Genomic DNA, 4,040 nt, shown 5'->3' with positions numbered 1-4,040 from the left:
GGCGACCATCGACATCAACGGCGTCATCGCCACATACCCACCCGCCATAGAACCCGAGGTCACGGTGATTCTCGACGCCCTGCAGACCGGAAACTCAAGGCACTAAGCCAAATGACCCAACTCGGGTTTGAGAGTTGTTGTGTGTCAGCTAGTCCCGATTTTTGCAGGTGCTGTCACGGGGTGGCCGGTTTGTCGTAGATGCGGTTACGGCGGCCAGCTGCGGTGGTGGTGGTGTGGCCGACGGGCTACTTCGTCGGGGTAAAGAAGTTTAGGGGCAGCGACACCAGCTGCCGGAGCCGGTTGAGTAGCTCTAGTCCGTCAGGGGTGTCGTGACGCCAGTAGCACGGGTTTTTGCGCACCACATGGTTGTTCTTGGACTCCACATGGGCCTGGTCGTTTTTCTGGTGCGGGCGGGTCTGGGTGCTGTCTTGGGCCTGTAGCCACGCGGCGACCTCGTGATTGATGAACTCAGCCCCGCAGTCCAAAGCGCATAGGTTCGCCCGAACCTATGTCAGGTGGTACCTAATGTTTACACGTTGGGCAGGCGGGCGGCGTCGACGGTGTCGGCGAGGTAGCGCAGGGCGGTTCCACGGCGGATGCCGAAGACGGCCGCGACCAACACCGGATCCATCGTGGTGACCAGCTGCGCGAGCCGGGTCGCCCGCAGGATCTGCACGGTGACCTGGGCGGGCGCAAGGATCATGGCGAGGTAGTCCAGGGAGACCTGCTTGCCGACGGTCTTGCTCTTCTGGTTGACCAGCAGCCAGGGTCCGGTGCTGTGCCAGCGGTCGCGCGTGCAGCTGGCGGGCTCGGTAGCCCGGGTTGTCGATGCCGGCGAGGAAGGCTTCGACGTCGCCGATGCCGACAAGGGCCCAGTCGGTGACGGCGGGACGGTGGGTGCTCAGGGAGCGGGCCAGGTCGCGGACGGCGGCCAGGTTGATTTCGAGGGTGCGGTCGGATCGGGGCTTGGTGCCCTCGCGCCGCGCCCGCTCGCGCGATTGCAGCTGGTGGGCGTCGAATGCCGTTGCCAGGGGTCGGAACTGGCCGGGTATCTCGGCGATGCGGCGGGCGCGGCGGTCGGCCGCGGCCTGCGCGCTGGTGTCGAGGGCCAGCGCGTGCCGGGACCCGACGAAGTAGGTTTGCAGCGCCCGCGCCAGCTCGCCAACGGCCGGGCCGGGTCTGCGGATCGCCTGAAGGACAGCGGTCGGGCCAGCGCCGGGGAGGTCGGCCAGTGCCGCGGCGAGCCGGTACAGCATGGAGACCGCGCGGGTGGCCGCCACCCGCGCGGCGAGGAACTCACCGAACCCTGCCCACCACTGCGGCTCGGGATCGAGTTGTGCGGCAAGCGTTTCCGCGCAGCGATGCACCAGCGCCGGATCGTTGTGGTAGCAGCGGGAACACTGCCCACGAGCCTGATGCGGACCTCGCTGCCCGCATGTCGCGCAAGCCACGATGCGGCGCGGACGGGCCATCACAGCGGCGGCATGGACCGACCCGCACGCGCGGAGGCTGCTGCTCGGGTGACCGACGGAGTGGGCGTAGCGGCGACCGGGGTGGTGTCGATGTCGAGCAGGTCGTTGGGGGTGCACTCCAGCGCGGTGCACAACGCGGCGAGCGTGTCGAGCTTGAGCTGGGATGGTTGCTTGGTCAATAGCGCCGACACCGACGCCGCCGACAACTGCAGACCGGCCTTGTCGGCCAGCAGGCGACGTAGCTGTGCGCCGGTCCAGACCTCGCGTTGCGCGGCGGCCATCCGCAGCCGCCAGGTAGCCTTCATCGCGGTTCTCCCTCGAGCGTGCCCAGGGTGGCCGACACGGCGCGACGGTAGGCGTCCTCGATGAAAGTGGCCGACGGGCGCACGTACGTCATCGTCGTCCCTACCTGCCAGTGTCCTAAAAGCTGTTCTATCGCAACGAGATCCATGCCGCGTTCGTAGTTGTAGGTGGCGCAGGCGCGGCGGATCGCGTGCGAGCTGAACCGCTCGGGCGCCGGTGCCCGCTCGAGGTCGAGCAGATGCGCGAGTCGGTTGCGCACGCTGCCGCGGTGCAGCCGGTCCCCGGACTGGTCGCAGAACAGCACCGGCCCAGCCGCCAGCCGCGCCCGCACGTCGGCCAGATACCACTTCAGGATCAGATCCAGCCCGTCCAGCATCGGCACCCACCGCGGCCGCGGCCCGGAACCCTTGGCCGCCTTGCCGTATCGCACGTGGATCTTGCCGAACGGCCCACGGTCGAAGTGCACGTCGGCCACGTCGAGCATCACCGCCTCCTCGGTTCGCAAACCGGCGTGATACAGGGCGCGGAACAGCGCGTAGTCGCGGCCGGCCGCCGCGAACACCCTTGCGGTGGCGACCCGCTCGCGTAAGAACGCGAAGAACGTCTCCATCCGCTGCGGCGTCGGTGGCGGCGCCACGTACGGGGAATCGCTGCCGACGTGACGGGCGGCCTTGAACGCGTCGACCGGGTCCACCAGCCGCACTCCAAACATCGACTCGATCTGACCGGCCTTGCGCTCCAACAGGAACGAGAAGAATCCCTTGAACACCGACACATAGCCGCGACGAGTCGAAGTCGCCATCCCGACCGCCGCCAACCCGCCCACGACCGGTCGATGTCCTCGCAGGTCACCTCCCAGGCCGGGCGCCCGCATGCGGCCAGAAACCGCTCCAGGGTCGCGGTGCCGTTGTCGATCGTCAGCGCGCTGAAACCGCGCGCGGCCTGCGTGGACTGGTGGTCCTCGATGCAGCGGGCCTGATATGTTCCCGGATCCGCTGGCGCGGCCACTGCGGTCGCCGGAGTCGAGGCGACCAGATGAAGACCTGCCCCATCCACCGCATACCTCCATCCCGCCTTGATTGTTCAGGCAGCACCCGACTATTCAGGAGATAACCTGAAGAATCAACAACCCCGGCGGTGTCTCGTTGCCGCAGGTAGCAGGGGCTATTCGTGGGTGGGAAGGGGTATCAAACCCAGTTCAGTCGAAGATCACCATGGGATACCGGAAGCGCTGCTGTAGCTGCTCGATGCCCTCGAGGATCCACTTGGAGGCGTTGTTGCGGATCGCGTGGTTTTCGGTCCACCCGCTCACCACATCGGTCATCGTCAGGGTGCGGGCGAACTCGCCGATCATTGTGGGGCCGCAGTGCGCCACGGTGTCGGCCTCGATCACCCCCGGCTCCTTGGGTGCCTCGTCGGCGCAGGTGCCGATGGTGATCGAATTCCGCAGCAGCGGTGCGTCGAGCGGCCCATCCCCGTGGTGGCCAGCACCCGATCCAAAATCTTGCCCGTGTCCGCCCTGGACGCCTTGCGGTACCGACCTCGTAGTTTGTTGGTTACTTGCCGTCTGGCGGCCATATCGATCTTGCCCTCCACGCCGGGCAAGCCTTCCGCGCTACGCGCTCAAAATTAATGAGGCACCACGACCGGCTACGCGCTCAAAGTAGGTCAAGCACATCGATGATTTGCACACCTTGCTCACATGCGGGTAGTTTCAGCTGCACATGTGTAACTGCCGGGACGGGTTTTACCCAGCTCCCGCCGCGCTTGGCACATCTTCGGCCGCGAGGACGTGCAGATCGGTGGAGGTCGACCGTCGAGGGGTCGGTCGCCATCCGCCGGATATCCCCTTGATTCCCGGGTAGCTCGCATGACGCCGTTCGCCGGCTCGTGAGACCACCAATTCCGTTGAGCGTCAATCCGATTGGGGATCGCTTGCGCTACGGCAATCCGCTGACCCCGTCGGTGCCCAGCACGAGACCGCTCAGGCCGCCAATGCCGCCGGAGGCGGGCGTGGGGACGGTACTGCCATTACCGCCGTTTCCGCCGTTGCCGACGAGAACCGCGTTGCCGCCGGTCCCACCGGCCCCCGCTGCAATTGCGCCGTCGCCGCCGACACCGCCGGCGCCCCCGTCGCCGAGTAGCGCGCCCGCCTTTCCGCCGTTGCCACCGGCGCCGCCGTTACCGGTAGCGCCCAGCGCCGGGCCGCCGGCGCCACCGGCCCCACCGAAGCCCAGCACCCCGGCGTCGCCCCCGGTACCGCCC

6 protein-coding genes and 1 pseudogene are annotated in these 4,040 nt (G+C 67.5%); 1 reads left to right on the top strand and 6 read right to left on the bottom strand.

What is annotated here, in order from left to right; translation table 11 throughout:
- Window positions 1-245: 245 nt before the first annotated feature.
- The 4 genes from EET13_RS28915 to EET13_RS28900 all read right to left on the bottom strand — a co-directional run bounded on the left by EET13_RS28915 (window position 246) and on the right by EET13_RS28900 (window position 2,577).
- Window positions 246-485, bottom strand: coding sequence for a hypothetical protein (locus tag EET13_RS28915; RefSeq protein WP_244604180.1), 240 nt, complete (start codon window positions 483-485; stop codon window positions 246-248).
- Between the two features lie 44 nt (window positions 486-529).
- Window positions 530-868, bottom strand: coding sequence for a hypothetical protein (locus tag EET13_RS28910; RefSeq protein WP_122445454.1), 339 nt, complete (start codon window positions 866-868; stop codon window positions 530-532).
- A gap of 603 nt (window positions 869-1,471) precedes the next feature.
- On the bottom strand, window positions 1,472-1,777 hold the full coding sequence (locus tag EET13_RS28905; RefSeq protein WP_036407847.1) for a helix-turn-helix domain-containing protein: 306 nt from the start codon (window positions 1,775-1,777) through the stop codon (window positions 1,472-1,474).
- Window positions 1,774-2,577 carry a tyrosine-type recombinase/integrase gene (locus tag EET13_RS28900; RefSeq protein ID WP_244604179.1) on the bottom strand — a complete coding sequence of 268 codons (804 nt, stop codon included), beginning with the start codon at window positions 2,575-2,577 and terminating at the stop codon, window positions 1,774-1,776. The genes EET13_RS28905 and EET13_RS28900 overlap by 4 nt, the downstream gene beginning before the upstream one ends.
- Window positions 2,578-2,610: 33 nt before the next feature.
- On the opposite strand from EET13_RS28900, the gene EET13_RS32115 reads away from it, so the two are divergent.
- A complete protein-coding gene (locus tag EET13_RS32115) occupies window positions 2,611-2,754 on the top strand; it encodes a hypothetical protein (RefSeq protein WP_244604178.1) in 144 nt (47 codons plus the stop codon).
- A gap of 219 nt (window positions 2,755-2,973) precedes the next feature.
- Here EET13_RS32115 and EET13_RS32110 read toward each other — a convergent pair whose 3' ends face one another.
- Together EET13_RS32110 and EET13_RS30715 are read right to left on the bottom strand one after the other, a co-directional pair.
- Window positions 2,974-3,168 (bottom strand): hypothetical protein, encoded by a 195-nt coding sequence (locus EET13_RS32110; protein ID WP_244604177.1) that lies wholly within the window; start codon window positions 3,166-3,168, stop codon window positions 2,974-2,976.
- A gap of 547 nt (window positions 3,169-3,715) precedes the next feature.
- Window positions 3,716-4,040, bottom strand: a pseudogene (locus EET13_RS30715) (PE family protein); the annotation flags it as partial.

Origin of the sequence: Mycobacterium attenuatum (assembly GCF_900566085.1) — a bacterium.
GTDB lineage: Bacteria > Actinomycetota > Actinomycetes > Mycobacteriales > Mycobacteriaceae > Mycobacterium > Mycobacterium attenuatum.
This window is presented reverse-complemented; position numbering and strand designations above follow the sequence as displayed.